24 protein-coding genes and 1 tRNA gene are annotated in these 26,556 nt (G+C 68.3%); 15 read left to right on the top strand and 10 right to left on the bottom strand.

Features of this window, described 5'->3' with window-relative positions; translation table 11 throughout:
• Nucleotides 1-76: 76 nt before the first annotated feature.
• The 4 genes from GNX95_RS24095 to GNX95_RS24080 all read right to left on the bottom strand — a co-directional run bounded on the left by GNX95_RS24095 (nt 77) and on the right by GNX95_RS24080 (nt 4,162).
• On the bottom strand, nt 77-619 hold the full coding sequence (locus GNX95_RS24095) for an IS5 family transposase (protein ID WP_425483895.1): 543 nt from the start codon (nt 617-619) through the stop codon (nt 77-79).
• Nucleotides 579-974, bottom strand: a complete 396-nt coding sequence (locus tag GNX95_RS44395) for a transposase (RefSeq protein ID WP_425483912.1) — start codon at nt 972-974, stop codon at nt 579-581. Before GNX95_RS44395 ends, GNX95_RS24095 begins: the two co-directional genes overlap by 41 nt.
• A 340-nt stretch (nt 975-1,314) precedes the next feature.
• Complete coding sequence (locus GNX95_RS24085) at nt 1,315-2,727, bottom strand: glucosaminidase domain-containing protein (RefSeq protein ID WP_163509648.1); 1,413 nt, start codon at nt 2,725-2,727, stop codon at nt 1,315-1,317.
• A 10-nt stretch (nt 2,728-2,737) separates the two neighbouring features.
• The gene (locus GNX95_RS24080; protein ID WP_163509647.1) at nt 2,738-4,162 is read right to left on the bottom strand and encodes an FG-GAP-like repeat-containing protein; all 1,425 of its coding nucleotides are present in this window, start codon (nt 4,160-4,162) and stop codon (nt 2,738-2,740) included.
• Between the two features lie 206 nt (nt 4,163-4,368).
• Between GNX95_RS24080 and GNX95_RS24075 the strand changes: the two genes are divergently transcribed.
• Nucleotides 4,369-7,161 carry an AfsR/SARP family transcriptional regulator gene (locus tag GNX95_RS24075; RefSeq protein WP_163509646.1) on the top strand — a complete coding sequence of 931 codons (2,793 nt, stop codon included), beginning with the start codon at nt 4,369-4,371 and terminating at the stop codon, nt 7,159-7,161.
• Nucleotides 7,162-7,167: 6 nt separating this feature from the next.
• Here the strand turns inward: GNX95_RS24075 and GNX95_RS24070 are convergent, their stop codons facing one another.
• Nucleotides 7,168-8,991 carry an acyl-CoA dehydrogenase family protein gene (locus GNX95_RS24070; protein WP_163509645.1) on the bottom strand — a complete coding sequence of 608 codons (1,824 nt, stop codon included), beginning with the start codon at nt 8,989-8,991 and terminating at the stop codon, nt 7,168-7,170.
• A gap of 86 nt (nt 8,992-9,077) precedes the next feature.
• Between GNX95_RS24070 and GNX95_RS24065 the strand changes: the two genes are divergently transcribed.
• Nucleotides 9,078-10,007: a fumarylacetoacetate hydrolase family protein gene (locus GNX95_RS24065; protein WP_163509644.1), complete on the top strand. Its 930-nt coding sequence runs from the start codon at nt 9,078-9,080 to the stop codon at nt 10,005-10,007.
• Here GNX95_RS24065 and GNX95_RS24060 read toward each other — a convergent pair.
• Nucleotides 10,000-10,767, bottom strand: a complete 768-nt coding sequence (locus tag GNX95_RS24060; protein WP_222853846.1) for a DUF427 domain-containing protein — start codon at nt 10,765-10,767, stop codon at nt 10,000-10,002. The genes GNX95_RS24065 and GNX95_RS24060 overlap by 8 nt on opposite strands.
• A gap of 77 nt (nt 10,768-10,844) precedes the next feature.
• Between GNX95_RS24060 and GNX95_RS24055 the strand changes: the two genes are divergently transcribed.
• Both GNX95_RS24055 and GNX95_RS24050 read left to right on the top strand, forming a co-directional pair.
• The gene (locus tag GNX95_RS24055; protein WP_163509642.1) at nt 10,845-11,288 is read left to right on the top strand and encodes a TIGR03618 family F420-dependent PPOX class oxidoreductase; all 444 of its coding nucleotides are present in this window, start codon (nt 10,845-10,847) and stop codon (nt 11,286-11,288) included.
• A 131-nt stretch (nt 11,289-11,419) separates the two neighbouring features.
• The gene (locus GNX95_RS24050) at nt 11,420-11,710 is read left to right on the top strand and encodes a WhiB family transcriptional regulator (RefSeq protein WP_163509641.1); all 291 of its coding nucleotides are present in this window, start codon (nt 11,420-11,422) and stop codon (nt 11,708-11,710) included.
• Here GNX95_RS24050 and GNX95_RS24045 read toward each other — a convergent pair.
• Nucleotides 11,707-12,288: a TetR/AcrR family transcriptional regulator gene (locus tag GNX95_RS24045; protein WP_163509640.1), complete on the bottom strand. Its 582-nt coding sequence runs from the start codon at nt 12,286-12,288 to the stop codon at nt 11,707-11,709. The two genes, GNX95_RS24050 and GNX95_RS24045, sit on opposite strands and share 4 nt — an antisense overlap.
• 71 nt (nt 12,289-12,359) lie before the next feature.
• On the opposite strand from GNX95_RS24045, the gene GNX95_RS24040 reads away from it, so the two are divergent.
• Nucleotides 12,360-12,986 carry an NAD(P)-dependent oxidoreductase gene (locus GNX95_RS24040; RefSeq protein ID WP_163509639.1) on the top strand — a complete coding sequence of 209 codons (627 nt, stop codon included), beginning with the start codon at nt 12,360-12,362 and terminating at the stop codon, nt 12,984-12,986.
• A gap of 36 nt (nt 12,987-13,022) precedes the next feature.
• Complete coding sequence (locus tag GNX95_RS24035; protein WP_163509638.1) at nt 13,023-14,315, top strand: sensor histidine kinase; 1,293 nt, start codon at nt 13,023-13,025, stop codon at nt 14,313-14,315.
• A 58-nt stretch (nt 14,316-14,373) separates the two neighbouring features.
• Here GNX95_RS24035 and GNX95_RS24030 read toward each other — a convergent pair whose 3' ends face one another.
• Nucleotides 14,374-15,078 carry a response regulator transcription factor gene (locus tag GNX95_RS24030; protein WP_163509637.1) on the bottom strand — a complete coding sequence of 235 codons (705 nt, stop codon included), beginning with the start codon at nt 15,076-15,078 and terminating at the stop codon, nt 14,374-14,376.
• 207 nt (nt 15,079-15,285) lie between these two features.
• On the opposite strand from GNX95_RS24030, the gene GNX95_RS24025 reads away from it, so the two are divergent.
• Both GNX95_RS24025 and mobA read left to right on the top strand, forming a co-directional pair.
• Nucleotides 15,286-15,786, top strand: coding sequence for a hypothetical protein (locus tag GNX95_RS24025; RefSeq protein ID WP_163509636.1), 501 nt, complete (start codon nt 15,286-15,288; stop codon nt 15,784-15,786).
• Between the two features lie 14 nt (nt 15,787-15,800).
• Nucleotides 15,801-16,556, top strand: a complete 756-nt coding sequence (gene mobA / locus GNX95_RS24020; RefSeq protein ID WP_281356947.1) for a molybdenum cofactor guanylyltransferase — start codon at nt 15,801-15,803, stop codon at nt 16,554-16,556.
• A gap of 54 nt (nt 16,557-16,610) precedes the next feature.
• On the opposite strand, the gene GNX95_RS24015 is transcribed toward mobA, so the two are convergent.
• Nucleotides 16,611-17,444 (bottom strand): GH25 family lysozyme, encoded by an 834-nt coding sequence (locus GNX95_RS24015; RefSeq protein WP_163509635.1) that lies wholly within the window; start codon nt 17,442-17,444, stop codon nt 16,611-16,613.
• Nucleotides 17,445-17,694: 250 nt separating this feature from the next.
• Between GNX95_RS24015 and GNX95_RS24010 the strand changes: the two genes are divergently transcribed.
• Nucleotides 17,695-19,218 carry a UxaA family hydrolase gene (locus GNX95_RS24010; RefSeq protein WP_163509634.1) on the top strand — a complete coding sequence of 508 codons (1,524 nt, stop codon included), beginning with the start codon at nt 17,695-17,697 and terminating at the stop codon, nt 19,216-19,218.
• Between the two features lie 753 nt (nt 19,219-19,971).
• On the opposite strand, the gene selD is transcribed toward GNX95_RS24010, so the two are convergent.
• Nucleotides 19,972-20,985, bottom strand: a complete 1,014-nt coding sequence (selD, locus tag GNX95_RS24005; protein ID WP_163509633.1) for a selenide, water dikinase SelD — start codon at nt 20,983-20,985, stop codon at nt 19,972-19,974.
• Between the two features lie 80 nt (nt 20,986-21,065).
• Between selD and GNX95_RS24000 the strand changes: the two genes are divergently transcribed.
• The 6 genes from GNX95_RS24000 (at nt 21,066) to GNX95_RS23975 (ending at nt 26,554) form a co-directional block, all read left to right on the top strand.
• Nucleotides 21,066-21,160, top strand: a tRNA-Sec gene (locus GNX95_RS24000).
• Nucleotides 21,161-21,163: 3 nt separating this feature from the next.
• Nucleotides 21,164-22,456: an L-seryl-tRNA(Sec) selenium transferase gene (gene selA / locus GNX95_RS23995; protein WP_163509632.1), complete on the top strand. Its 1,293-nt coding sequence runs from the start codon at nt 21,164-21,166 to the stop codon at nt 22,454-22,456.
• Complete coding sequence (gene selB / locus GNX95_RS23990) at nt 22,456-24,225, top strand: selenocysteine-specific translation elongation factor (protein WP_163509631.1); 1,770 nt, start codon at nt 22,456-22,458, stop codon at nt 24,223-24,225. Before selA ends, selB begins: the two co-directional genes overlap by 1 nt.
• A 120-nt stretch (nt 24,226-24,345) precedes the next feature.
• Nucleotides 24,346-24,534 carry a hypothetical protein gene (locus GNX95_RS23985; RefSeq protein ID WP_163509630.1) on the top strand — a complete coding sequence of 63 codons (189 nt, stop codon included), beginning with the start codon at nt 24,346-24,348 and terminating at the stop codon, nt 24,532-24,534.
• Between the two features lie 218 nt (nt 24,535-24,752).
• A complete protein-coding gene (locus GNX95_RS23980) occupies nt 24,753-26,102 on the top strand; it encodes a sensor histidine kinase (RefSeq protein WP_163509629.1) in 1,350 nt (449 codons plus the stop codon).
• Nucleotides 26,099-26,554 (top strand): roadblock/LC7 domain-containing protein, encoded by a 456-nt coding sequence (locus GNX95_RS23975; protein WP_163509628.1) that lies wholly within the window; start codon nt 26,099-26,101, stop codon nt 26,552-26,554. The genes GNX95_RS23980 and GNX95_RS23975 overlap by 4 nt, the downstream gene beginning before the upstream one ends.
• Nucleotides 26,555-26,556 lie beyond the last annotated feature (2 nt).

Raw genomic sequence — 26,556 nt, 5'->3', positions numbered from 1 at the left:
CTCTCCAACCAGATCATCACGTCAGATAACGAAAGCAGCGTCACACAGCGCTGTCTTCGTTATCTAGGCCGTGTTTCTAAACTAGTGATTTGGTCCAGATGAGCGTGGCGGCGAGGGTGAGTCCGGCGAGGTAGCTGCGTGCGGTTTTGTCTGTTCTCATGGCGATGCCGCGCCATTGTTTGAGTTTGTTGTTGCAGCGTTCCACGACGTTGCGGCCTTTGTAGATTTCTGGATCGAAAGTGCGAGGTCGGCCGCCGGCGGACCCGCGGTTGGCGCGACCACGTTTTTGGTCCCCACGTTCGGGGATGGTGGCTTTGATGCCGCGCCGGGCCAGGTAGTCGCGGCACGGCTTGCCGGTGTACGCCTTGTCGGCGATCACCCGGTCCGGCCTGGTCCGCGGCCGGCCGGGCCGGCCATTGGAGATGCTGATGGTCTCCAGTACCACGTGCATGAACGTGGAGTCCGCGGCGTGTCCGCCGGTGACCACCAGCCCCAACGGTCGCTGCTTGAGGTCGGCCGCGACGTGGAACTTCGTCGTCAGGCCACCCCTGGACTTACCGATTCCGTGACCGGCCGGTTCACCTGGTCCGGGGTCGCGGGTTTTCTTGTAATTCGACAGAGCCCCCTGTAGAGCCCCCTGTAGAGCCCCCTGTAGAGCCCCCTGTAGAGCCCCCTGTAGAGCCCCCTGTAGAGCCCCCTGTGTGGTCACCTGCATCACTCGTGTCGCGCGCGAGGGTTGCGCCGTGCTGATGGACACGCACGATCGACCCGTCCACCGACACCACCCACTCCAGGTCACCAGCGCTGGCGGCCTGTTTCCGCACCTCCTGCAGCACTCGATCCCAGGTACCGTCTTTCGACCAGTCCCAGAACCAGCCATAAATCGTGTTCCAGTGCCCGAAACGCTCCGGCATATCCCGCCACGGCGCCCCGGTCCGAAACCGCCACGCGATCCCCTCCACCACCCGCCGCATATCCGAGATCGGCCGACCATTCCCCTTCCACTTCGATGGCGGTCAGCACGATCTGGAGCCAGGCGGCGTTGCCGGATACGGTCTTCGACCCGAGCGTGCTGGCGGTGGCGCAGGTCCAGCGCTGGCACCCCGCCGTCCAGGCGGTGCCGGGCGTGGGCGGGGTGAACACCTGCCTCGCGACCACGAACGTCGGCCAGAATACTTCTACATGCTTCGTCAAACTCCGACGCCGCTTCCCCCGCCCAATACTCGCGACCCGGCTTCGGGACCGGCCAGCCGAGATGGGCGGTCGCGTGCCGGGCGGCGACGGCGCCCCGGCACGCGACCACAGGCAACCGGATCAGGTGAAGAACCGGAAGGACTGCCAACCACCGTTGCCGACCTGCGTCCGCGCACCGAGTGCCGGTACGAACCCGCCGCTGCTCTTGGAACTGTTCGGGTAGAACCACAGCTGGCCGTTGCCGTCGACGGCCTGCACATCGACGTAGCCGTCGGCGGAGAAATCGGCCGCCTGGAAGAACCTGAAGCCCTGCCATCCCCCATTTCCGACCTGCACGCGCGCACCGAGACTCGGCACGAAGGAGCCGGTGCTCTTGGAGTTGTTGGGATAGAACCACAGTTGTCCGGCCGAGTCGACGGCGAGTACGTCCGCGTAACCGTCACCGGAGAAGTCACCGACCTGGAAGAACGTGAAGTTCTGCCATCCCCCATTTCCGACCTGCACCCGCGCGCCCAGACTCGGCACGAAGGAGCCGGTGCTCTTGGAGTTGTTGGGATAGAACCACAGTTGTCCGGCCGAGTCGACGGCGAGTACGTCCGCGTAACCGTCACCGGAGAAATCGCCGGCCTGGACAAACCTGAAGCTCTGCCATCCCCCATTTCCGACCTGCACCCGCGCGCCGAGGCTGGGCACGAAGGTGCCTGTGGTCCTGGAAGTGTTGCCATAGAACCACAACTGTCCGCCGGAGTCGACGCCGAGCACGTCCGCGTAACCGTCACCGGAGAAATCGGCGGAGACGACACGTTGGAACGACTGCCAGCCACCGTTGCCGACCTGCGTACGCGCACCGAGTGCGGGCACGAACGCGCCGGTGCTCTTGGAGCTGTTGGGGTAATACCAGAGCATTCCGGCGCTGTCCGCGCCGAGCACGTCGGAATATCCGTCGCCGGAGAAGTCGCTCACTGCGCCGGAGTGGCGCAACTGGTTGAACCGGTAGAGGTCGTAGGTCTGCATCAGGCCGATGACTTTGCTGGCATAGTCAGGATCGGTGGCATAGCCAGCCTTGGCGACCTCGCGGATGAACTGGTCCGGATTGTCGACGTACTGAAACGCCGGTGCGTAACGCGACGACGTGGCCAGCAGACGGCCATAGTCGCGGAACGAGTCGGCGGCGGTGGCGTAGACACGGAAGTACGCGTGCACCGTCTGGCAACCGGACGGTCCGCACTCCTGCGTCGGATAGTCGTGGCAGCCGGTCGCGATCGGTCCCGGATCGCCAGCCGAGGTGCATTTGAACCCGAAATAGTTCCTGTCGTTCACCGTCAGCTTGCTGCGACCCCAGTTGGACTCCAGGGCCGACTGGCCGATCGCGACCGAGGCCGGCACGCGAAACTCCGCCTGCACCTGCTGCGCCGACGGCGCGGCCGCGTTGATGTAATCCGTGTTCGCGTCCGCGTAGGCCGGCGCCGCGACGGCGGCGAGCAACACCGTCGTGACCGCTGCCACGAGCGGCCATCTCAGAAGAGTCTTCATGGTTTTCCTATCAGGCGAAGAACGTGAACGACTGCCAGCCACCGTTGCCAACCTGGACGCGCGCGCCGAGGCTCGGGACGAAATGGCCGCTGCTCATCGAGGAATTGGGGTAATACCAGAGCTGTCCGTTGGCGTCGACCGCCTGGATGTCGGCGAAGTGGTCGCCGGAGAAGTCGGCCGCCTGCATGAACGAGAAGTTCTGCCAGCCGCCGTTGCCAACCTGGACACGGGCGGCCAGGCTCGGCACGAAGGTGCCGGTGCTCATCGAGTTGTTGCCATAGAACCACAGCTGTCCGTTGGCGTCGACGGCCAGTACGTCGGCGAAGCCGTCACCGGAGAAATCACCAACCTGGAGGAACCTGAAGTTCTGCCAGCCGCCGTTGCCGACCTGCACCCGCGCGCCAAGACTCGGCACGAAAGAGCCGGTGCTCTTGGAACTGTTGGGATAGAACCACAACATGCCCGCTGAGTCGACGGCCAGTACGTCGGCGAAGCCGTCACCGGAGAAATCACCGGCCTGGAAGAACGTGAAGTTCTGCCAGCCACCGTTGCCGACCTGCGTACGCGCGGCCAGGCTCGGCACGAAAGAGCCACTGCTCATCGAGTTGTTGCCGTAATACCACAGCATTCCAGCGCCATCGACACCGAGTACGTCGGCGTAGCGGTCGCCGGAGAAGTCGGCGGAAACGACACGTCGGAACGACTGCCAGCCGCCGTTTCCGATGCCGGCACGCACGGCCAGGCTCGGCACGAACTGCCCGCTGGACCTGGAGTTGTTGCCGTAGAACCACAACATCCCGGCGCCGTCGACCCCGAGCACGTCGGAATATCCGTCGCCGGAGAAATCGCCGACGTTTCCGCTCGGCGGCAAGGGTTCGTCGGTCACGCCGGGCGGCGCGACATATCCGGAGATGAGGACGTTACGCGCGCCGGCCCTGGCGGTCGCCGGGTTGATCTCGCGCATTTTCACGGCGTTGTTGTAGTTTCCGTCAATCGTGGTGATCGTCCCGTTGGTGTTCACCGAGTAGACGACCGAGACGTGGCCGCCCTGCCCGGAACCCGGCTCGCCGTAGACGGCGAGGTCACCCGGCAGCGGCGAACCGACGCCGCCGGCCGGACGCCGTTTGAACAGGCCGTTGTTCACACCCCAGCTGCCGATGGCGGTCGCCACGTACGTCGATCGTGGCGCACCGGCGACACCGGCGTGTTCCCAGACCCAGGTGGCGAACATCGCGCACCAGTCGTCGCACAGCGGTCCGTATTTCTGGCATTGGCTCGGCGACGCCACATAACCGACCTCGGCGCGTGCCGTCTCCGCGATCCCGGCCCGCGTCACCGCCGCGTACGCGGCATGCTGCTGGCCAGTCAGCGCCAGCGCCATCACGACGGCCAGAGCTAACGCAAGCAGCAACCGCCGGCTGATTCGTCCGTACATCCATTCCTCCTCCGCGCTCAGACAGAAAGCCGGAGAGATCGAAACAGCCGGTGTCTTCTCAACTGCTTCACAACAGCTTCACCGACATTTCGGCAAAACAGCAACAAATCTCATCACTGCGAACATTTTCTGATCGAGCGCGCCGGTGGTGGCGTTATGGTAGATCTGCCTGCCGGCTTGGGTTGCGCACCCCCCACGGAGGAGCCGTGCCTGCGATAACGATAAATGTGCTCGGCCCGGTCGAGGTCGAGGTCGATGGTCGACCGGTGCCGCTGCCGGCCGGCCGGTTGCCGGCGATGCTGGCCGCGCTGGCGATGTCGGCCGGCAGGTCCGTGTCGGTCCACCGGCTGACCGAGATCGTCTGGGACGAGCGGCCGCCGGTCAGTCCGCGGCGGACCCTGCAGACGTACGCGACCCGACTGCGGACGGCGTTGCGCGGACCGTACGTCCAGACCCGGCCGGAGGGTTTTCGGCTGGATGTCAGTCCGTACGCCGTGGACGCCCTGCGTTTTGGCGCCTTGCTTGACCAATCCACCACCGAGCGCGCCGTGCTGGCCGAGGCGTTGGCGTTGTGGCGAGGCGAGCCATTCGACGGCCTGGAGTGCGAATGGCTGCGCCGCACCGCGAGTCCGCTGCTGGTCGAGCGCTATCTGACCGCGGTCGAACGCCGCATCGACATCGATATCGCCAAAGGTGTCGGCACGCCGTTGATCGCCGAGCTGACCGCGCTCACCGCGCGATATCCGTTGCGTGAGTCATTGTGGGTCAGGCTGATCCTTCTGCTGCACCAGAACGGACGGTCGGCCGAGGCATTACGGTGTTATGAGGCCGTACGCCGTCAGATCGCCACCGAGCTCGGCACGGATCCTACGCCGGCGCTGCGGCAGGCGTACGCCGACGTGCTGGCCGAGAAATCGCCGCCAGGACCTGCGGCGACCGGCCTGGTGCCGCGTCAACTGCCGGCCGCACCGCGCAGGTTTGCCGGCCGCGCCAAGGATCTGGCCGGCCTGACCGGGCTGGTGCAGCGGAGTGACAGCTCGGTGATCGCGGTGACCGGCGGCGCCGGAGTCGGCAAGACCTGGCTCGCGCTGCGCTGGTCGCACGACCACCTCGACGACTTCCCGGACGGACAACTTTTCGTCCAGCTGCACGGTTTCTCCGCGGCCGATCCGCCGTTGCCGGCAGCCGCGGCGATGCGCGCGCTCCTGGAAGGTCTCGGCGTCACCGCGATTCCGGCCGAGCCACAGGCCCAGACCGGCCTGTTTCGCAGCCTGGTGGCCGGCAAACGGATCCTTGTCGTGTTGGACAACGCTCGTGACAGCGGTCAGGTCGCTCCGCTGCTGCCGGGTGTCGACGGCTGCACCGTCATCGTCACCAGCCGCAACAGGTTGACCGGTTTGGTGAGCGGTCACAACGCGCTGCAGCTGCCGTTGGACGTCGTCGACATGGCCGACGCGGTGGCAGTACTGGAGCGCGCTGTCGGCCGCGAACGGTTGGCCGCCGAACCGGCGGCCGCGGCGGCACTGGTGCGGCGATGCGCGCGACTGCCGTTCGCATTGGGGATCGTCGCCGCGCGGCTGCACAGCCAGCCGGACTTCTCGCTGGCGAGTTTGGCCGCGGACCTGGAAAAAGCGTCGGACCGGTTGGACGTGCTGGCCAGCGCTGACCTGACCGCGAACGTCCGGACGGTGTTGTCCAGCTCGTACGAGGCGCTCGACCCACCTGCCGCCGCACTGCTCGGGCAGCTGGCCCTGGCGCCTGGCCCGGACGTCGGGGTGCCGGCCGCGGCGAGCCTGCTCGACCTGCCGACCGGTCCGACGCGCGCGTGCCTGCGGCAGCTCGTGGACATACATCTGTTGCAGGAAGCCAAACCGGGCCGCTTCGGCATGCACGACCTGGTCCGCCTGTACGCCGCCGAGCACGCGGGCGACCATGACGCTGGCCTGCACCGGATCGCCGGCTATTACCTGCGGTCCGCCGCCGCGGCTTCCGACGCCATCTCCTCGCACGACTCGGTGGACGGCTATGCGCAGGCGATGACATGGTTGGAAACCGAACGCCACAACCTCCTCGCGCTGGCACACCGCGACCGGCGCGCGCTCGGCGAGCTTTCCCGTACGCTGTGGCACTTTCTCGACCTCCGCGGCTACAACGACGACGCACACGCATTGCACAAAGCCGCTTTGACCGCGGACGGCCGTGAGGCACATGCGGCACACGCGCTCGGCGTCGTGCATTGGCGCTGGAGCCGCTACGCACGCGCCGCCGCCGATTTTCGCCACGCGATCGACATCGCTCAGCAGCAAGGCGACTTGGACGTCGAAGGATATGCGTTGCACCATCTCAGCGCCGCCACCGCGCGTCTGGGCGGATACGACGAAGCCGTTGCCACGGCACGGAAAAGTGTGGCGGTCGCCGGCGAGATCGGCGACCACGACCTGCACGGACGGTGCCTGGTCGGCCTTGGCATCGCGTACTGGTTCGCCGGCGACGACGAGAACGCGCTGCACTGCTCGCGGCAGGGCCTGATGTTGGCGCGCCGCACCGGAAATCCGTACGTGGCGGCGCACGCGCTGACCAACCTCGGCCTGATCCACAGCCGCATCGGACAGCTCGGCCACGCGCAGAGCAGGTTCGAACAGGCGCTGATGGTCGCGCGGCGCAGCGGAAACCGTTACGTGGAAAGCAATGCGCTCAACGGCCTCGGTCGTACGCACCGGCTGCTCGGCGACGACCGGCGCGCCGGCACGCATTTCCAGCACGCCTACGGTGTCGCGCGCGACACCGGAAACCGCAGCCACCAGGCCGAAATCCTGAACAACCTCGGCGAGCTGGCGCGCCGGCACGGCGCGCCGGTGGTGGCGCTGAAGCACCACCGGCGAGCGCTCGCCATCGCGCAGGCGACCGAGGAGCCGCTGGAGCGGGCGGTGGCCGAGCGCCATCTGGCGCACGCCTACTCCGACCTCGGCACCGACCGCCCACCGGCGGCGCTGGTCTGACGACGACTACATTTCGGTGCTCAGGCACGCATCCGGGATGCCGAACGCGTCGATCAGGACGTCCACGTGCGGCCGCAGCTCGCCGCACAGCGCGTTGACCCGCTGCGTGACCTCCTTCGCGCGGCTCGGCGACAGCCGGCCGTGCTCCAGGAACCAGCCGCGGTCGGACTCCACTGTGGACAGTACGTACAGGTCGCACACCTTTTCCAGCAACGCCACGGCTTCCTCGTCCGGACACGCGGCGATGCCGGCGACGAAGGCCTCCAGCACGTGCCGGTCGATGTGCGCGCGTGCCGCTGCCAGCAGATGATCCTGGCTGGCGTTGAAAACCTCGAACGCGTTGTCCTTGCCGGCCCGGCGCAGCCGCCGGGCCGCGCCGTCGAGCAGGTGTTTTTCCCGGTCCTCGAAGAGTTTCAGATGGTACGCGCGGTCGCCGAGGTCGGCCTGCAGGAGCGTACGCGCGGCGGTCGCCTCGATCACGCTCTCCACCACCTGGTCGGCGACGAACCGGACCGTGCCGAGCACGTCCAGCTCGCCGAAATGGTCACGATAACTGGTCAGCAGGCCTTTTGCCACCAGCTGCAGCAAAACCGTGTTGTCGCCTTCGAAGGTGGTGAACACGTCGGTGTCGGCTTTCAGCTGCGGCAACCGGTTTGCCGACAGATAGCCGGCGCCGCCGCAGGCCTGCCGGCACATCTGGATGGTCTCGGTGGCGTGTTGGGTGGCCACCGCCTTGATGCCGGCCGCGCGTGCCTCCAGCTCGCGCTGGCCCTGCTCGTCGGCCGGGCCGTCGTGCATGGTGGCGACCAGTTGTTCCTGCGCGAAATGCAGTGCATACGTCCGCGCCAGCGCCGGCAGGAGTTTGCGTTGGTGCACAAGGTAGTCCAGGATCAGGTTTTCCTCGCCGCCAGGCGCGGCGAACTGCCGCCGCCGCTCGCCATAGCCGATCGCGATCGCCAGCGCCACCTTGGTCGCACTGCCGGCGGCGCCGGCCACGCTGATCCGGCCGCGGATCAGCGTGCCGAGCATGGTGAAAAACCGCCGCGACGCGCTCTCGATCGGGCTCGTGTACGTGCCGTCCGGAGCCACATCGCCATAGCGGTTGAGCAGCGCCGAACGCGGCACCCGCACCCGATCGAAGAGCAACCGTCCATTGTCGACACCGTTCAGGCCGGCTTTTCGTCCACAGTCACCGATCCACACACCCGGCATCGGCGCGCCACTCTCGTCGCGGATCGGCACCAGGAACGCATGAACCCCGTGGTCCTCCAACTGCGCGAAAACCACCGCCATCCGGCCGTCGCGCGCGGCATTGCCGATGTAATCCTTGCGAGCAGCGGGATCCGGCGAGTGAATGACGAACTCTTCCGCGGAGACGTCGTACGTCGCGGTCGTACGCAGGTGCTGCACGTCCGAGCCGTGGCCGGTCTCGGTCATCGCGAAACAGCCTGGCAGCTGGAAACTCATCACCGCCGGCAAGTACGCCATGTGGTGCCGTTCGGTGCCCAGCGCCTGGATCGCGCCGCCGAACAGTCCCCACTGGACGCCGGCTTTCACCATCAGCGACAGGTCGCCGTACGCGAGCATTTCGAACGACGCAACAGATCCGCCGAGATCGTCGGCCCCACCGACCGCGCTGGAGAAACCGAGCCGCGCGTGACCGCTGTCGGCCAGCAGCCGCATCTGCTCATGGATCCGAGCGCGGTGCTCCTCGGTGCCGAGCTGGTCGGTCGGCTCGAAACCGGCCTTCTCCAGGCCGTCCCTGGCCGCCGCCTTCGCCGCGGACCACCGGCCGTCCAACAGCTGCCGCAAACTCGCCGTGATCGACATTCACCCCTCCGAAATGTGCCGTTTCTCAGGGTAAAACGGCCTCACCCGGCCCGCCTGCGGAAAACCGGCGGCCATAGGGTGGGCTCATGCTGATCGTCAGATTCGTGGACCAGTACGGCGACGTGCGGATCGGTCTGGCCGAGGCGATGCGGGCCGACGCGCCGCTGCGCGTCTACGCCGAGCAGCTGAAGGTCGGCTCGCTGCTCCGGCTGGCCACCGACGACCTGCGCGAGCTGACCGAGCGTACGGCCAGCACCGGCCCGGTGTCGGCGGTCGGCGACGTGCAGCTGCTGCCGCCGGTCGACGGCCGCACCGAGATCTGGGCCGCCGGCGTCACCTACCAACGCTCTCGCGAGGCGCGCGTGGAGGAGAGCACCGAGCAGTCGGTCTACGAGAAGGTCTACGACGCGCAACGGCCAGAGCTGTTCTTCAAGGCGTTGCCGTGGCGGGTCGTCACCGACGGCGAGCCGATCGCCGTACGCGCCGACTCACCGCTCAACGTGCCCGAGCCGGAGCTGGCAGTGGTGGTCAACCGACAGGCCGAGATCGTCGGCTATCTGGTCGCCGACGACGTGAGCTCGCGGTCGATCGAAGGCGAAAACCCGCTCTATCTGCCGCAGGCGAAGATCTACGCCGGCAGCTGCGCGATCTCGGCCGGCATCCGGCCGGCCTGGGAGCTGCCACAGACGGCGCTGACGATCCGGCTGACGATCACCCGCGCAGGTGAGACGGTCTTCGACGAGTCGATCACCACGGCGGCCTTCCACCGCAAGCTCACCGACCTGGTCGACTATCTGTTCCAGTGCCAGCCGTTCCCCGATGGCGCGGTGCTGTCCACCGGCACGGGGATCGTGCCGGCGATCGACTTCACGCTGACCGCCGGCGACACCGTACGCATCGACGTCGACGAGGTCGGCAGCCTCACCAACCCGGTCGTCGCCGGCATCGAGGCGCTGGACTGGCTGGTCGACGCCGCGGCCGATCCGCGACGCCGACCAGATGTACAGCTCAGCTGACCTCGACGGTCACCTTCGAGTCGTCGAAGGCGAGCGCGCCGGCGATCGGCAGCGACTCGGCCAGCGGCTCCTCGTATTTCCACGCCACGTCGTCGATGTCGGCGGTGCGCACGTACGACGCCGTCCCCTTGTACGGGCACACCGTCGAGGTGGCTGTCGGCGTCAGCAGGTCGGCGCGTACGTCCTCACGCGGGATGTAGTAGCGGTTGGGCAGGCCGGTCTCGGAGAGCACGTACGGCCGGCTGGTCTCGGCGAGCACCGTGTCGCCGGCGCGTACGACCACCTTGCGGCTGCTCTTGCGGATGTCGACGCGGTGGTACGGGTCGCGCAGGTGGCCGAGCACTTCCTCGTCCTCGTCGTACCACTGGTCGATCTTGTCCCAGTAGAACGCGGCGTAGCCCTGGAGCCACGGCACCAACGGCTGCTTGTACGCCCAGACCGCGTCCTCGATGACCCGGTCGCCGACCGTGATCGTGCGATAGGACGCGTCGCCTTTGAACGGACAGTGCGTACTGAGCTCCGTGTCGGTCAGCAGATCGTGCCGCAGATCCTCCTCCGGCACGTACAGCACCGGCCCGAGGTTGGTCTCGTAGAGCAGCTTGCCGTGCTCGGTGTCGACGACCGTCACGCCGTCGACCACGCCGCGTACGCGCCGGGGAAACGGCCGGAAGAACAGCTTGTGCGCCGGCCCGTCGATCGTGTAGTTCACCGTGTCCGGGGCGTCGCTCGCCAGCGGCGCGCCACCGAAAGTCAGTCCCACTTCTCGCCTCCTGGAAGTCTTCCTAGGCCAGAACAGTTGCCGATGGTGAACCTGTTCCCTCATTAGGGTGGGAAAACATGACTGACCTGAGTGGTTTCCGCAAGCTGGTGCCCGGCGAGCATGGCCTGGTCACCGTGGCCACGCTGCGCGACGACGGCACGATCCAGGCGTCGGTGGTCAACGCCGGCGTCATCGACCATCCGATCACCGGCGAGCCGGTCGTGGCGCTGGTCGTGGTCGGTGGCGCCAAAAAGCTCGACTACCTGCGCGCGCGGCCGCGCGCCAACGTCACGATCCGGGTCGGCTGGCAGTGGGCCGGCGTGGAGGGACCGGTGCAGCTGATCGGTCCGGACGACCCGGCCGACGGCATCGACGCGGAACGCCTGCGGCTGCTGTTGCGCGAGATCTTCACCGCGGCCGGTGGTACGCACGAGGACTTCGACGAGTACGACCGCGTGATGCGCGAGGAGCGACGGGTCGCCGTACTCGTGACACCGGAGCGGGTCTCCGGCCAGCGCTGACGCACGTACGGAGCCGCCGCGGCAAGCCTCATGCCGTTTTCATTTAACGCTGGTTTCGATCATGTCGGCGCCGGGTATCCCGCGCACCAACGGTCTGACTTCGGTCGCGGAAGAGCGAAAGGTACGCCGACATGCCGAACGTGAAGCTGCTGCCAGCGGCGTTGGTCTCCCAGTGGGAGTGGCAGCTGCGGGCCGCCTGCCGGAACATGGACAGTGCGCTGTTCTTCCATCCGGACAACGAGCGAGGTGCGGCCCGCGCGCGGCGGACCGCGGAAGCACAACAGATCTGCCGCAGCTGCCCGGTCATCGAGCAGTGCCGGCAGCACGCACTGCGCGCTCAGGAACCGTACGGCGTGTGGGGCGGCCAGACCGAGGACGACCGGCGCGCCTGGATCGCCAACCACCGGCGCGCATCCGCCTAGAAGCCGTTCACCAACGTACTGACCAGCACGGACGCCGTCTCCGCCGGATCGGCTGACTCGGTGGAGAAGGTCTCCAGGAAGGCCGTCTGCAGGCACGCGCCGAGCAGCAGCTGCGCCGCCGCCGTCGGATCGGTGGCCGGTTTGATCCGTCCGGCGCGTTGCTCGGCGGCCAGATAGCCGGCCAGCAGGTCACGCGGAATGTGCGGGCCCGATCCCCGTTCGGCCAGTGCCCGGCGGTGCGCCGCGAGCAGCCGCGGATCGGAGAAGAGCGAGCCGGCGATCGGAAAGGTCTGCCGGTAGAACCCGACCGCCGTACGGGCCACCTCCTCCAGCACCTCACGCACCGGCTTGCGACCGACCGCGTCCGGCAGGCCGGCCAGCAGGCCGTTCAGGTCGCTCGGTACGCGCTCGGTGAGGACCGCCACGAACAGGTCGGTCTTGTCGCTGAAGTGCTTGTAGAGCGCCGCCTCGGAGAAGCCGGCCTCCTTCGCGATCTCCTTGGTCGTCGCTCTGGCCAGGCCGCGTACGCGCATCACGTGTGCGGCCGCGTCGAGCATCCGGTCCCGGGTCGTCGCCATCGTCCCCCTTGTCAGTGAGTGCTTACTAACTATACTGGTTAGTGAGCACTCACTCACCATGGAGGCAGAACGTGAAGATCACCGTTTTCGGCGGCACCGGCGGCACCGGCCGCCATGTCATCGACCAGGCCGTCGCCGCTGGCCACGAGGTCACGGCAGTGGTACGCGACGCGAGTCGGCTGAGCCGCCGCGACCTCGACGTCGTCACCGCCGACGTACGCGACCCGGAGGCCATCGGCGCCGCCGTCGCCGGCCGCGACGCGGTCATCTCGGCGCTCGGGGCGCGCGGCCGCGAGCCGGCGACCATCTGCACGGAGGGCACCGCGGCCATCGCCGCGGCGATGGCCGCGCACGGCGTACGCCGGCTGCTGGTGGTCAGCAACAGCGGCATGATCAACGACGCCGCCGACGGTCCGCTGACGCATTTCGTCGTCAAACCGCTGCTCAGCCGGATCCTCCGTGAAGGCTGGGCGGACATGGCGCGGATGGAGGAGGTCGTCCGCGCGACCCGGCTCGACTGGACGATCCTGCGTCCGCCGATGCTGACCGAAGGCCCGCGTACGGCGGCCTACCGTACGGCCGTCAACCACACGATCCGCGGCGGCAACCGGATCTCCCGGGCCGACCTCGCCGACGCGCTGCTGCGCTATCTGCCGGACGCGGGATCGATCCGACAGGCCATCGCCATCGCCAACTGAGCGGCTGCGCCGCCGCCGCGTGTGAAGATGTGCGGCATGAGACGCAGGTTCATGCTGGTCGCGATCGCGGTGACCGTCATGATGGCCATCGTCTTCCTGGTGCCGCTGGTGTGGCTGCTGGTGGCGACGGCGGAGCGGTCCGCGCGCGCGGAGGCCGAGCGGCAGGCGTACGTCATCGGCAGCGTCCTGCTGGTGACCGGCGACCGGCCGTCGCTGGAGAAGGCGATCGCGGCGACGGCCGCCGGGCGCGACCAGCGGTTGTCGATCGCGATGCCGGACGGTTCGGTGGTCGGCGCGCCGCTGGTGACGGCGGCCAGCGGCTCACTCGCACGCGTACGTGATGCGGCGACGCCGCTGTATGTGCCGGTCGATGGTGGCGAGATCCTGCTCAGCCCGGTGTCACTGCCGCACGGCGGCGTCGCGGTCGTGACGATCTTCGTGACCGACGCGCAACTGCACCACAACCTGCCGTTGGCCTTGGCGATCTGCGCCGTTTGTACGCTCGCGCTGGCCGTCGTCGCCGTACTCGTGGCCGACCGGATCGCGACCGGCACCGTACGCCCGACGCAGCGGCTGGCGGCGACCGCGCGTGCACTCGGCACCGGCGCGCTGGAAACGCGCGTCGAGCCGGAGGGTCCGCCGGAGATCCGCGCGGCCGGTCAGGCGTTGAACGAACTGGCCGGCCGGATCGTCGAACTGCTGGCGGCCGAACGCGAGATGGTCGCCGATCTGTCGCACCGGCTGCGTACGCCGTTGACCGCGCTGCGCTTCGGCGCCGAGGCGTTGCCGGCCGGCTCCGACCGGGACCAGATCCTCGACGCGGCGGTCTCGCTGGAGCGCGAGGTCGACGCGCTGATCGCGGAGAGCCGACGGTCGCGTACGCCCCGGCCACCGGCACGTACCGACGTGGCCAGCGCGGTCGCCGACCGTACGCGCTTCTGGTCGGCGCTGGCCGAGGAACAGGGCCGGCGCTGGGAGTTCGAACGCAACGGCGACGTCCCGGCGATCGTCGCGGTCGCCGACAAGGACCTCGCGGCCGCGCTGGACGCCCTGCTCGGCAACGTCATCCGGCACACGCCGGCCGGCGCGGCGGCGCGGATCCGGGTCCTCCAGCTGGCCACCGCCGTGTCGGTGGTGGTCGACGACGCCGGGCCGGGGATCGCCGCGCCGGCACGCGCGGTGCGTCGGGGTGCGAGCGCGGCCGGGTCGACCGGCCTCGGCCTGGACATCGCGCGACGCACCGTCGAGTCGACCGGCGGCCGGATGGAGATCGGCCGCAGCCCGTACGGCGGCGCCCGCGTCACCCTGGTCTTCCCCTACGCCACCTGAGGACCCCATCGAGGGTGACGTTTTAGCGGTCCACATTGGCCAAACCGCCGTCAAAACGTCACCCTCGCGGGGGTTCGGCGGTCGCGTTGGCCGGTGGCTCCAGCTTGATGCCGACGCCGCGTACGGTGTGCAGATAGCGCGGCGCCTGCGCGGTCTCGCCGAGCTTGCGACGCAGCCAGGACAGATGCACGTCGATGGTCTGGTCGTCGTCGCCGCTCGGCAGCTGCCAGACCTCGCGCAGCAGCTCACGCCGCGACACCACCTGACCGGCGCGCCGCGCCAGATGCGCGAGCAGGTCGAACTCCTTGCGCGACAGGCTGAGCTGCTCGCCGCGCAGCGTGGCAACCCGGCTGGCCAGGTCGACCTCCAGCTCCCCCACCGCCAGCGGCGCGCTCGGCGTCGACATGCCGGCGCGGCGCAGCACCGCCTCGACACGCGCACCGAGATGCGGCGGCGAGAACGGCTTGATCAGGTAGTCGTCGGCGCCGGCGTGCAGCAGCCGGATCGTGGTCTCCTCGTCGGCGTGCGCGGTCACGATGAGCACCGGCGCCGAGTAGATCGCGCGGATCATCCGCAGCAGCGACTCGCCGTCCAGGTCGGGCAGGCCGAGGTCGAGCACGATCAGGTCCGGTCGCCACGAGACGGTCTCGGACAGCCCGGCCGAACCGGTAGCCACGGATCGTACGTCGTACTTACTCGACCTCAGATAGTCGGTGAGCAACCGGCGTACATTCGGGTCGTCTTCGACCAGCAGGAGCTTCATAGTGGGGGTGATTCCAGCAATGTCGGCGGGTGAGAGGCGTTGGTCAAGTATTGTGCGGTGGTGAGCAGCACACGGCAGTTGGGCTTGGTTTGGGTGGCTTTCACCCTCCTCGCGTCCGCCGCTGTCTGCTACGCAGTTAACCAGGTTCTGCAGCCGCGACCAGTCGACCAGACGATATCGGTCGCGGCGCCGACGCAGTCTCCGCGCGTGCTGACCGACAAGCAGCGCCTGCAGGCCGGACAACCGCAGCGTACGACGCACGCACCGGCCGCCGGCGACGCACCGCCGCAGGACGGCAACACCGCCGGCGACCACCGCGCGGCCGCCGGCCAGCAGGCCACCGGCAAGACCACTGGCACGCCGACGCGCAGGAGCAGCGACAACGACCAGCCGCATCCGGAGGTCGGCGGCTCGCAGGAATACGGCAACGAGCCCAGCACCACGCCGACCACCAATCCGGCGTCGCCACGCATCGACTCCCAGCGGCAGGTCGACGCGTCGCACGGCTCGGTCGTCTTCGCGTACACCGACGGCAAGATGGCGGTGGCCAACACCCAGCCGCAGGACGGCTACACCGCGCGCGTGACGAAGCTGCAGACCCGGCGAGCCGAGGTGAAGTTCACCAGCGACCACACCGTGCAGACCGTCCAGGCCTCCGTGTCCGACAACGGCGACTGGACCATCCGCGTCATCACGGTGAGCTCCTGACCAGCGGCGGAGTCGTGCTGGCCGGTGGCAGGTCGGTGCGGATGGGGCGCGCGAAGGCGGCGTTGGAGTGGCACGGCTCGACCCTGTTGGCGCGTACGGTCCGTGCGGTCGCGCGCGCTGTCGATGGTCCAGTCGTGGTCGTACGCGCCGCCGGTCAGCGGCTTCCCTCGCTGCCGCCAGGCGTCGACGTGCTGGAGGACGAGCAGGTCGGCCTGGGGCCGCTGCACGGCATGGCGGTGGGGTTGGCGGCCGTACGCGCCGACCGCGCGTTCGTGACGGCCACCGACGCCCCGTTTCTGCATCCGGTCTTCGTCCGCCGCGTCGTCGCCGCGCTCGAGGACTTCGACGTGGCGCTGCCGGTCGCGCGCGGATTCCAACAGCCGCTGGCCGCCGCGTACGCGACCTCGCTGGCGCCGCTGGTCGGGTCGCTGGTCGCCGACGGCCGGCTGAAGCCGGCGTTTCTGTTCGAGCACTGCCGGGTCGTACGACTCGACGAGGCGACGCTGCTCGCCGATCCGGCGCTGGTCGCCGTGGATCCGGAGCTGGAGTCGCTGGTCAACGTCAACGAGCCGGCCGACTATGAGGCGGCGCTGACCCGGCCGGCCCCGCTCGTCACGGTCTACCCGGGGCCGGTGACCGTAGCCGCCTGGACGATCGCCGAGGCCGCCGACGCGTTGTCGTTGACGTCGTACGCCGCCACTCTCGACGGCCGTCCCGCGCCCGACCCGCTCACGCCACTGTCCCCCGGTGACACTCTCCACCTCGGATAAAGATCGGAGCGTCCCTTTCCAGGTGCGGAAAGAAACGCTCCGATTTTCGATGAATCAGGGGGTGTTGTTGGCGAGCGCGAGCAGGCGGTCGCGGCTGCCGTTGAACACGTCGCGGTCGACGTTGCCGCCGATGCCGCTGACCGAGCCGGTGCTGGTGTACTGCCAGAAGGTGTAGCCGCCGAAGCCACCGGGGATGGTGGGGCTGCTGGCCGAAGTCCAGCTGGCGACCCACAGCGGGGTGAGCGGCCGGAACGCGCTGGAGTTGCCGGTGCACGAGCTCCACCAGCCAGCCGCGGTGTAGATCACCACGTCACGGCCGGTCCGCGTCTTGTAGGTGTTGTAGAAGTCGCGGATCCAGTTGACCATCGCCGACTGGCTGAGGCCGGCGCAGCCGGCCTCCAGGTCGAGCGCGCCAGGCAACGTCAGGTTGTCCGCACTCCACGCGCCGCCGTTGGAGGCGAAGTAGTTGGCCTGCGCCGCGCCACTGGAGGCCCCCGGCCGGCCGAAGTGGTACGCACCGCGGATCACGCCGGCGTTGTACGCGTTGACGTAGTTGGCGTTGAACGTCGGGTCCTTGTAGTTGGTCGACTCGGTCGCCTTGATGTAGGCGAACTGGATGCCGGCGGCGCGCACCGAGCTCCAGTTGATCGTGCCTTGGTAGTGGGACACGTCGATGCCGGGGATGCCGGCCGGGACGATCATCGGCTGCGCGGACTTGGTGGTCGGACGCGGACCGTTCATGCCTTCGTTGCCGGGACCGAGTGGCTGCGCGGCCGATGCCGGCGTTACTGTCACCAGCGCCAGACCGACGGCGGCGATAGCGGAAACCGCCGCGTACGTCAACCGTTTCCAGCCTCGACCGGGTTTTTGGCTGAAAATTCCGTGCATATTCCCTCCCTCTCCCGAAACTCCCGTGCAGGAATGTACGCGAAGGAGGGTGATGTCGGCCATACCCAAGGCAAACTTTAGGTAGCGAAATTTCCCGGCATACAAGGCAAAACCTAGTAAATGCTCCAGCGGGGAACGATCGGGCGACATATCGCCGACGACCCTGGACACTAGCAACCGGGCGTAGCCGGTCCGCATCCGGTCAGCGATCGCTTTGACAGCGCTAAAACGGCGTCCATACGTTGAGGTCGTGGAACTCATCCAGTTGCGGGACACCGACGACGTCGCCATCGCCAACACCGACCTGCCGGCCGGTCGCGAGGCCAGCAGCGGCAGCCGTACGGTCACCACGCGCCAGGACGTGCCGCGCGGCCACAAAGTCGCGGTCCGGCCGGTGCCGGCCGGCGCGGCCGTACACCGCTATGGCCAGGTGATCGGTTTCGCTGGCCGGAACATCGCCGCCGGTGAGCACGTACACCTGCACAATCTGGAATATCGCGAGTTCGACCGGGCGTACGAGTTTTCCGTGGACGCGCGCGAAGAGGAGATCCTGCCGGTCGAGCGGCAGGCCACTTTCCAGGGCTATCGCCGGTCCGACGGCCGGGTCGGCACGCGCAACTATCTGGGCGTGCTCACCAGCGTGAACTGTTCGGCCACAGCGGCCAAACACATCGCGCGGCAGATGCAGTTTTCCGGCGTACTCGACGACTTTCCGCACGTGGACGGCGTCGTCGCGCTGACCCACGGCACCGGCTGCGGGATGGCACCTGACGGCGAGGGCATCGGCGTGCTCCGCCGGGTCATGCGCGGCTATCTCAGCCACCCCAACTTCGCCGGTTTTCTGGTGCTGGGGCTGGGATGTGAGGACAACCAGATCGTCAAGCTGACCGGTGAGGCGGTGCTGCGGCCGGACCTGCCGGTCGTCTCGGCCACCATCCAGGAGCTTGGCGGCACCGCGAAAACCGTACGCGAAGGCGTGGCGCGGCTGACCGACATGCTGCCGGACGCCAACCGCGCGCGCCGTGAGACGACGCCGGCCAGTGAGCTGATCCTCGGCACCAACTGCGGCGGCTCGGACTCGTACTCCGGCCTCACCGCCAACCCCGCACTCGGCGCCGCCGTCGACCTGCTCGTACGCCACGGCGGCACCGGAATCGTCGGCGAAACCCCGGAAATCTACGGCACCGAACACCTGCTCGTACGCCGCGCCGCCAACCGCGAGGTCGGTGAGAAACTGCTGCGGCGTATCGACTGGTGGAAGGACTACACCGCCAAGAACGGCGGGTCGATGGACAACAATCCGTCTCCTGGCAACAAAGCCGGCGGCCTGACCACCATCCTGGAGAAATCTCTCGGCGCAGTCGCCAAAGGCGGCACCACGACACTGCGCGAGGTTGTCGAATACGCGGAATCGGTGACCAGCAAGGGGTTCGTCTTCATGGACACCCCCGGCTACGATCCGGTCTCGGTCACCGGCATCGTCGCCGGCGGCGCCAACATCGTCTGCTTCACCACCGGCCGCGGCTCCGCCTTCGGCTGCAAACCCGTCCCCAGCCTCAAACTCGCCACCAACACGCCGCTTTATGAGCACATGAGCGAGGACATGGACATCAACTGTGGTGGGATTGTCGACGGTGGTCAGACTGTGGAGGCGGTTGGCCGGGAGATATTTGAGCGAGTGTTGAGGGTCGCGTCGGGTGAGGCGACCAAGAGTGAAGCTCTTGATTATGGGGACGAGGAATTCGTTCCCTGGCATCTTGGGACGGTTATGTAGGCCGGTCTTGGGGGTGCGTTTTTGATGGTGCGGCGGTGAGGTCGTCGGATTTTCTGGTTGTTGCGTTGACGAGGTGGTTGCGTGGCGTAACACTTGTTTAACAAGACATCAAAACGGACATTTGTTGCAGCTCTCGTAGTCACAACAGCATTATCAGCCTCAGTAGTCACACCCGTCACAGCCTCCAGGGATCACAGCGACGTGAAAGCCTTGTTCCTTGCGTCCAACGCAAGTAACTCGACACTCATGCCATCCACGACCCTCACAAGCCGGACATTTAGCGCTCCACACGCCTTCGCATCCCACATACTGGACCCTCACGCCACCCACCGAGACGCCACCGCAGCTCCGGCGCCCCAGCCACACTCCTGGTCCGGTTTGTCCGTTCTCCCCCGTCGGCGAGCTCTGCTTGAGCACATTCTGGCCGGGCCTGCCGCGTACGCGACGCAACCACCCACCCAAGCTCGGCAGGCCCGGCCAGAATGTGCTCATCCTCCGGACGCCGACGGGGGAGAACGGACAAACCGGACCACACCACAAACACAACCGCACCCGCCGCACTCAACCGGACCAACAGCCAAACCCCGCGCGCCCCTCCCCTTGAGGTCGCCCTCCGCGCAGGAGCGCCCGCCGCGAAGGCGCCACCACCCCAAAACGCAACAATCAAAGAAGACGAAACAACCTCCCAAACGCAACAATCATGGAAACGCAACCAAACTCAACCGCAACCACTATCTGCTCAAGCAACCCCACCTACCGTACGACCACGACAAACTCCTGCCTCTCAACCAGTTCCCCGATCACCGGCGCACCGGGCACCTCCCCCGCCAACAGCAACCCCCCAGACGTCTGAGCATCAGCCAGCAACAGCGCCTCCGATTCGTCCACTGTGGACAGATCGACGTGCGGGCGGACCCAGTCGAGGTTTCGGCGGGTGCCGCCGCTGACGAAACCGTCGGCAAGGGCCTCGCGGGCGCCCGACAAATAGGGTATGGACGCGGAGTCGATGATGGCGGTGACGCCGGAGGCGCGTGCGAGCTTGTAAAGGTGGCCGAGCAGGCCGAAACCGGTGACGTCGGTGCCGGCGGTGATGCCGGCGGCCACGGCGGCTTGGGCGGCTTTTTCGTTGAGGGTGGTCATCGCCTCGATGGCGTGTGGAAAGCGCTCGCCGGTTGCCTTGTGGCGGCTGTTGAGTACGCCGATGCCGAGCGGTTTCGTCAGCGACAGTGGCACGCCGGGGCGGCCGGCGTCGTTGCGGATCAGGTGATCGGGGTCACCGATGCCGGTCACCGCCATACCGTATTTTGGCTCCGGATCATCGACGCTGTGGCCGCCGGCGACGTGACAGCCGGCCTGGCTGGCCACGTCGAGACCGCCGCGCAGTGTCTCGGCGGCCAGTTCGAACGGCAGCACCTCGCGCGGCCAGGCCAGCAGGTTGACGGCGACGACCGGCCGGCCGCCCATCGCGTAGACGTCGGAGAGCGCGTTCGCGGCGGCGATCCGGCCCCAGTCGTACGCGTCGTCGACGACCGGCGTGAAGAAGTCGGTGGTCGCGATGACCGCAAGATCGTCCCGCAGGCGTACGACCGCCGCGTCGTCGCCGTCCTCAAGCCCCACCAGCAGGTCGCCGACAGTGCGGCCAGGGTCGGCCATCGAGCCGGTGAGGCCGGCGACCACCGCCTCCAGCTCACCGGGCGGGATTTTGCAGGCACAGCCGCCGCCGTGCGCGTACTGCGTCAACCGGTGCACCGCTGGAGAGGCCGTCATGGGTCCATCCTGCCGGCACGCCGGCCGCGCCGCAGGTCCTTTGGCCGGCTCTGGCATGCCATGATGAGCGGATGGTCCAGGGAGGTGTCTCCGGCCTGGTGGCCGGCGCGGTCTTCAAAACCGTTGAGCGGCAGGAGCTGTCGCTGGCGGGTTCGATTCCCGTCCACCTCCGCCACCGATGACCGACGCGAGGCGGCAGATCCCGCGCACCGACATGCTGCTCGCCGACCCGCGGCTGGTCGCGGCGGCCGAGCGGATCGGTTACCAGCTGGTGAAAACGGCGGTCGCCGCGGCACAACAGGCAGCCAGAGACGGCACGATCGCACCGGAGTCCATTGTGGACACCGTCGTACGGTCACTGCCGGAGCGCGCCACCAGCCTGCGGCCGGTCGTCAACGCGACCGGCATTCTCGTCCACACCAACCTCGGCCGCGCGCCGCTGTCGTCGGCCGCCATCGAGGCGATCGTCGGAGCCGCCGGTGTCACCGACGTCGAGTTCGATCTCGGCGCGGGACAACGCGCACGACGTGGACGCAGCGCCGTCGAAGCACTCGCCGACGCCGTGCCAACCGCCGAAGCGGCGCACGTCGTCAACAACAATGCGGCGGCGCTGCTGCTGGTCGCACTCGCTTTGGCCGGTGACGGCAGGGAAATCGTGATCAGCCGTGGCGAGCTGGTGGAGATCGGCGACGGGTTCCGCATCCCGGAGTTGCTGGCCTCGACCGGCGCGGTGTTGCGCGAGGTCGGCGCCACCAACCGCACGCGGCTGGCCGATTACGCCGACGTCATCGGCGAGAACACCGCGTTCATCCTGAAAGTGCATCCGTCCAACTTCATCGTCAGCGGATTCACCAGAGAAGTCGGCGTACGCGAGCTGGCCGGTCTCGGCGTGCCGGTGGTCGCCGACATCGGGTCCGGCCTGCTCAAGCCGCATCCGCTCCTGCCCGACGAGCCGGACGCCACCACCAGCCTCGCCGAAGGCGCGACACTGGTCACCGCCAGCGGCGACAAGCTGCTCGGCGGGCCGCAAGCCGGCCTGATGCTGGGAAAAACCGAGCTCGTCGAACGGCTTCGCCGCCACCCGGCGGCCCGGGCGCTGCGCGTCGACAAGCTCACCTTGGCGGCACTGGAGGCGACATTGCGCGGTCCGTTGCCGCCAGTACGTGCGATGCTCGCCACCCCCACGCGGGATTTGTTGGCCAGAGCCGAAAAGATCGCCGCCGAGCTGCGAAACGCCGGCATAGCCGCGACATCCGTGGAGTCCGAGGCGGCGGTCGGCGGCGGCGGCGCGCCCGGCGTACGGCTGCCGAGTGCGGCGGTCAGCCTGCCGCCGGAATACGCCGCGAAACTACGGAAAACCAGCCGTCCGATCGTTGGCCGCACCGAGCGTAACCAGTGCCTGCTCGATCTTTTCGCGGTGGATCCAGAACAAGACGCCGACCTGGTGCGCGCGGTCAGAGAAGCCGGCTGATGCAGGTCATCGCGACCGCCGGCCACGTCGACCACGGCAAGTCGACGCTGGTACGCGCGCTCACCGGGATGGAGCCGGACCGCTGGGACGAGGAACGGCGGCGCGGACTGACCATCGGCCTGGGTTTCGCCTGGACCGAGCTGGACGGCGCCGAGATCGCCTTCGTCGACGTGCCGGGACACGAAAAGTTCGTGCCGACGATGCTGGCCGGCGTCGGACCGGTGCCGGCGGCGATGATCGTGGTGGCCGCCGACGCCGGCTGGATGCCGCAGTCCGCCGAGCACCTGGCCGCGTTGGACGCGCTCGGTGTCCACAGTGGACTGTTGGTGGTCAGCCGCGCCGACCTGGCCGATCCGGAGCCGGCACGCCGGCAGGCCACCGAGATCATCGCGCGTACGAGCCTGCGCCAGGTCTCCTCCGTCGCGGTCAGCGCGGTCACCGGCGCGGGCCTGGACGACCTGCGATCGGCGATTTCCGCGCTGGTCAAGGCATTGCCGCCAGCCGACGCCGACGCCGACGTGCGCCTCTGGATCGACCGATCCTTCACCCTGCGCGGCGCCGGCACGGTGGTGACCGGCACGCTCGCCGCCGGCCGGCTGCACGCCGGCGACGAGCTGGTCATCGCCTCCACCGGCCAGCCGGTCAAAATCCGCGGCCTGCACGCACTTGGCAGGGCTCGCGACGAAGTCGCCGCAACGGCTCGCGTCGCGGTCAACCTGCGCGGCGTCGAGCGCCACCAGGTGCCGGCCGGAGACGCGCTGGTCAGTCCGGATGCCTGGCTGGTCAACGAAGTCGTCGAGGTGGCCGTGGCGACCGACGGACTGCCGGCCCGGCTGATGCTGCACATCGGCTCGGCCGCGGTGCCGGTCCGCGTGCGTACGCTGGGAAAACACGCGGCGCGGCTGACGCTCGCGCGAGGATTGCCGCTGCGCTATGGAGATCGCGTGCTGCTCCGCGAACCCGGCCGGCACCAGATCGCCGCCGGCGCGACCGTCGTGGCACTCGCGCCGCCGCCGTTACGCCGTCGTGGTGCCGCGGCCGCGCGCGCCGATCACCTTGCCAGCGCACGAAGTCCGGAAGCGGCCAGCCTGCTGGCGATCCGCGACCGCGGCTTTGTGACACCGGCCGACCTGCGCCGCGCCGGCCTGCCGCCGGCTGGCGAGAACATCGCCGGCTGGCAGGCCGACCCCGACCGGCTGGCCGAGCTGGCCGGCCGGATGCCGCGGCTGTTGTCGGCCTGGCAGACCGAAAACCCGCTGTCCGCCGGCATGCCGGCGGATGCGCTCCGGCACCGGTTGGCGTTGCCTGATCGCGACATCCTCGCCGCCTTGGTGGACCGCGCCGGCCTGCGGCTCGGGCACGGTGTGGTCACGTCGCCGACCAACCCGGGAAATGCTTTACCCGCAGCGATATCCGCGGCCGTGGCGCAGCTCCGCGACCACCTGCTGACCAGTCCTTTCGACGCACCGGACGGACAGCGGCTGGCCGATCTGGGTCTCGGTCCGGCACAGCTGGCGGCGGCGGCTCGCACCGGTCAGCTGCTCCGGCTGACCGGCGGCGTGGTGCTGCTGCCGGACGCGCCGCGTGAGGCCGTACGGTTGCTGGCGAAACTGCCACAGCCGTTCACCATGAGCGCGGCACGACAGGCACTCGGGACCAGCCGCCGAGTGGCCATGCCACTGCTGGAATTCCTGGACCGGCACGGCAGCACCGAACGTCTTCTGGACGATCGCCGGCGGGTCCGTCAAGTTGATCTTGACGACTCGTAGGTCGGCGTAGGGAATATCTGCCGTACGCATGACCAAAATGTCGACCGCGTCACTGTCCTGACTGTGCCAAGGTGAATGGCGCGGGAACTCGTCCGACATTGCGGTGCGTGAGGAATTGCGATGACCGTCGCCAGCGCCGAATTGCCAGTTCACCGCCGGGCTTCCCGGTCACCGAGCCACGATTTCGCCGCTTACTCGGCGTTGTTTTGGCTGCATGTGGCCAACTTGCCTGACAACGCAGGCGATCCGCGCCGACACCGTCCGGATATGAAGCACGCGCATTGCGACCGCCAGCCGGCGGATGGTTAACTGCGTGATCGCCGGCTGGCGAGTCCGTCGCGGCCGGGCCCGGGACATTGGCGACCACCGGAATGGTCTACCTTTGACCAGCCTGAGTTTTCCGGCCGCGCGAGTTTTCGCGACGGACCGAGGAAACCGGCGTGAGACCCGGCGCTCGCGGTGCAGGGAGGAACCGGATCCAGGAGGATGGACAAGGTGCGGGACTGCTGGCCAAGTGGTGAGCGCCGGTGGTGAGCCGGTGGCGGCAGCGGCTGGCGCGCCGGCTGGATCCGGCGGCGCAGTCGGTCCAGCAGCAACCGGCTCCCGAGCCGGCTCAGCTGGAGCGACCGGAGCCGTCGGCCTGGCCGATCGTGTGCCACCAGTTCGCGTTGCGGATGCTCAGCCTGGTCGAGCAGCTGCGGCCGGAGATGGATCACCTGGAACTGCACGAGGACGACGCGGCCACCCTGGAACGGCTCTATCGCGTCGACCACGGCATCACCCGGCTGCGCCGGGTCGCCGGTTACCTGCAGATCCTGTCCGGCGCCGACGACGAGCAGCTGACCGGCTACCGGTCGTCGCTGGTGGATGTCATACGTGAAGCCGAATCCGCCATCGAGCACTACAAACGCGTCAACATCGGCCGGGTCGCCGAGCTCGGCGTGGTCGAATACGCCGCCAAGGACGTGGCCTGGCTGGTCGCCGCGCTGATCGACAACGCCACCGCGTACTCGCCGGCCGCCGTCGTGGTCAGCGCGCATCTGCTGGACAACGGCGGCATCATGATGCGGATCGAGGACTCCGGCATCGGGATCGACCCGCGACGGGTGGAAAATCTCAACGCCGTGCTGGCCGGCGCGGTGCCGGACGTGACCGACGACATCGCGCGGCACACTGGCTTTCCGATCATCCACCGGCTCGCCCGCAAGCACGGCATCCGGGTACGGCTGGCGTCCCGGCCAGGTGCCGGCGGCGGCACCGTCGCAATGGTGTTGCTGCCACCGGAACTGCTGTGCGAGATGCCGCCGGAGTTTCCGGCCGCGGCCGGCCAGGGCCGGCACCGCGAGGCGAGCTGGCCGCGCGGCGTACCGTCCGCTCCTGAGCTGCACGGTGCGCATCTTTCGTTGATCCAGCGGCCTTCCGGCGGCCGCACCGCACCGCCGGAGACGGCGTTGCCGCGACCGGAGCTGGCACCGCGCTCGAGCCGGCCGTCGTCCACACCATCCGCACAGCCGTCCGCACAGCCGCAGCCGAGGCTGGCGCCGCAGAGTCCGCTGCCGGCGGTCGCCACGCCGGACAATCCAGCGCAGACCACGAAATCCGGCCTGCCGCGGCGGGAAAGCCAGAGCCTGCGTACGACCTCACCGTTGCCCGCCCCGCTGGCCGACGGACCGTCCGATGTGGACTATGGCGACGATCCGGTCGAGCTCGGCGGCGGTGGCGAGCAGCCGAGCGTACGACCGGCACCGCGGCCGCAGGCCCGGTCCTTCGCCGAGGATCTGGACTCCTTCACCGCCGGCGTCAACGCGGCGCGGCAGCGGTCGGCCCCGCCGGTCGCCGACCAGCCGGACTCCATACCCGAGGGACAACCGCGATGACCAGGGCCGCGCCATCCGGCCAGCGTCCCCGCAACCCGCGGGAGTTTGCCTGGCTGCTGACCAATTTCGCCAGCTCCACCGCCGGCGTGTCGCACGCGCTGCTGGTCTCCTCCGACGGCCTGCCGCTGATCGCCGCCGGCCGGATGTCGCGCGACGTGGCCGACCCGCTGGCCGCGATGACCAGCGGCATGCTGAGCCTGGGCAACAACATCGCGGCGCTGATCGGACAGCACAGCTGTGACCAGATCATGCTGCGGTTTCCCAGCGGCCACTTCCTTTTCATGAACATCTCCACGCTGGCCGGCCTGGCCGTACTGACCGAGGAAGGAGCCAACCTGAGCGTGGTCGCCTTCCAGATGGCGCAGCTGGTGGACAGCGTCGGTCACGTGCTCACTCCGCAGCTGAGAGACGATCTCCGGCGGATGTCGACAAGTCAAGCCACGAATGGCTAGCG

The sequence above is a fragment of the Fodinicola acaciae genome (genome assembly GCF_010993745.1).
GTDB lineage: Bacteria > Actinomycetota > Actinomycetes > Mycobacteriales > HKI-0501 > Fodinicola > Fodinicola acaciae.
Note: the sequence above shows the minus strand (reverse complement) of the source record. Positions and strands in the feature narration are given on the sequence as shown.

Bases quoted from the DNA above. Each gene is read 5' to 3' on its own strand.
- GNX95_RS44395 (WP_425483912.1), bottom strand. From the start codon at position 974: ATGCGGCGGGTGGTGGAGGGGATCGCGTGGCGGTTTCGGACCGGGGCG.
- GNX95_RS24085 (WP_163509648.1), bottom strand. From the start codon at position 2,727: ATGAAGACTCTTCTGAGATGGCCGCTCGTGGCAGCGGTCACGACGGTG.
- GNX95_RS24080 (WP_163509647.1), bottom strand. From the start codon at position 4,162: ATGTACGGACGAATCAGCCGGCGGTTGCTGCTTGCGTTAGCTCTGGCC.
- GNX95_RS24070 (WP_163509645.1), bottom strand. From the start codon at position 8,991: ATGTCGATCACGGCGAGTTTGCGGCAGCTGTTGGACGGCCGGTGGTCC.
- GNX95_RS24065 (WP_163509644.1), top strand. From the start codon at position 9,078: ATGCTGATCGTCAGATTCGTGGACCAGTACGGCGACGTGCGGATCGGT.
- GNX95_RS24055 (WP_163509642.1), top strand. From the start codon at position 10,845: ATGACTGACCTGAGTGGTTTCCGCAAGCTGGTGCCCGGCGAGCATGGC.
- GNX95_RS24050 (WP_163509641.1), top strand. From the start codon at position 11,420: ATGCCGAACGTGAAGCTGCTGCCAGCGGCGTTGGTCTCCCAGTGGGAG.
- GNX95_RS24045 (WP_163509640.1), bottom strand. From the start codon at position 12,288: ATGGCGACGACCCGGGACCGGATGCTCGACGCGGCCGCACACGTGATG.
- GNX95_RS24035 (WP_163509638.1), top strand. From the start codon at position 13,023: ATGAGACGCAGGTTCATGCTGGTCGCGATCGCGGTGACCGTCATGATG.
- GNX95_RS24030 (WP_163509637.1), bottom strand. From the start codon at position 15,078: ATGAAGCTCCTGCTGGTCGAAGACGACCCGAATGTACGCCGGTTGCTC.
- GNX95_RS24015 (WP_163509635.1), bottom strand. From the start codon at position 17,444: ATGCACGGAATTTTCAGCCAAAAACCCGGTCGAGGCTGGAAACGGTTG.
- selD (WP_163509633.1), bottom strand. From the start codon at position 20,985: ATGACGGCCTCTCCAGCGGTGCACCGGTTGACGCAGTACGCGCACGGC.
- selA (WP_163509632.1), top strand. From the start codon at position 21,164: ATGACCGACGCGAGGCGGCAGATCCCGCGCACCGACATGCTGCTCGCC.
- selB (WP_163509631.1), top strand. From the start codon at position 22,456: ATGCAGGTCATCGCGACCGCCGGCCACGTCGACCACGGCAAGTCGACG.
- GNX95_RS23985 (WP_163509630.1), top strand. From the start codon at position 24,346: ATGACCGTCGCCAGCGCCGAATTGCCAGTTCACCGCCGGGCTTCCCGG.
- GNX95_RS23975 (WP_163509628.1), top strand. From the start codon at position 26,099: ATGACCAGGGCCGCGCCATCCGGCCAGCGTCCCCGCAACCCGCGGGAG.